This is a genomic window from Acinetobacter sp. YH16044 (assembly GCF_013417145.1).
In the GTDB taxonomy this organism is placed as follows: domain Bacteria; phylum Pseudomonadota; class Gammaproteobacteria; order Pseudomonadales; family Moraxellaceae; genus Acinetobacter; species Acinetobacter amyesii.
The window spans coordinates 1-1541 of sequence record NZ_VPEK01000133.1; the positions used below are offsets into that span (position 1 = coordinate 1).

The 1541-nt window shown below is 41.8% G+C and carries 1 protein-coding gene; it reads right to left on the reverse strand.

Annotated features, from left to right (window positions below; translation table 11 throughout):
• Positions 1-1411 precede the first annotated feature (1411 nt).
• Positions 1412-1541 (reverse strand): helix-turn-helix domain-containing protein (locus FTV38_RS18485; RefSeq protein WP_180023042.1); only part of this gene is annotated, 130 nt, incomplete at its 5' end.

The window sequence follows — 1541 nt, forward strand, 5'->3', positions numbered from 1 at the left end:
AAACCCTAGCTGGCGCGGCTACGATAGGGGCTGAAGGGTGAAACCCCTGATTCTACCTGTTCCTACTTTCCTGTTAGGGGTGAAGTAGTTGGGCGACAAGGAGACGGAAGCGTGGTGACACGTGGCAGAGATTTAATTTCTGTCTAGGTTGTATGGTTGATAAAGCCATATAACTGAAAAATTCCTGTCCTTCTTTTTTAAAAGTACCTTTTAGGAGGTAAAAGCAGACGGTCAGAGTTTTCAAGGATTGATAAACTCGTTAATAGCCGACAACTAGCCGCTTCAAGTTCAACAAAAACAATAAGGACAAGGGCGGAAGTTGTACTCACAGGTGGGCTTTTGAGAGTGTAGTGATGCACTAGGGCTGCAAGCGTAATGGTGGCGCAGTCGGTACTCGGTTGTAGGTGGTTTCTGTCGGGAGACGTGAACTGCTGCTGAGATCAATGGATAGCTTAAGCCTGTAACGTCCGCAGGGGGTGAAAAGAAACCTTTATGTGGATTTGGGTAAGTGAGAAACGTGTGTGCTGTTGAGAGTGTGTACATTGTATAAACCTGATAAGACTTGGAACTGCGATCAGGGGATATAGGAATGTAGGTGTGCATATTCGAGGTGACACGGGAAACTCATAGTTTCCAGTAATGGGAACAACTGCTTTAGGGACTAACTTGGGAATCACTTTTAGCGTTGAAGATCAAGACTCTATTGGATGTCTTTTCGAGTTTGAAAAGGTCTGAGAAAAAGTTGTGGGTATAATCGGAGCGAGAAGTGAGGGAGAGTGGCATAGTAGGGCTTTACTGTAATGGTAAAGGTAGCAACTTGGTTTGAGCGAAAGGTTAGGATTGAGTTGAGTAACGAAAAGCCGCGCCGTTAAGTTTGGTGGCGTGTTAGGAAATGGAAGGTTGAAATATTGGTGTGAGATTTGGCGATCTCATGGACTTGGCGGTCTAAGCCCCAATATTTTAACCGAAAAAAACTGAATCAGAAAGAATAGCTTGAGTGGCATCAAGCAGCTATTTCGAAACAAACTTGAGTAAACAAGGATTTAAATCAGGTCTTCAAAACTCGACCTTCAAAACTGGTTTTTATGCAGTAGATTCTGCTGAATTAATTAAAATCTGTGTGTCCCTCATCACACTTAAATAACTGAGCAATCGTCGTAAACGACGGGTCCTGAGCTTATGACCTTAAACTGCTCTCCTACCCTCTTTTGGACTTAGAAAGTCAATTTATGTAATTTTTATAAATTAAAGTCATATTTTATCCCTTGGAACTACTTGGCTTTTTTTTTGGGTTTTTGAAATAGCCTATGCTTAATTTTAAGAGCGTGGAACATATACCAGATTGACTCAAATGACAGGTCTAAAAAAGATAAAACTCGCCACAGGCGAGTATTATCTGATATGGGCACTTTTACACCCCTAAAATATATTTTTGAGGGTTCTTAAGCCAATTAATAACTGTCTGCCTGCTTACCCCTAAAACTTCGGCTATTTGCGTCTTATTGAAGCCATTTAGCGACATTTGGAAGGCTTGCTGTCTA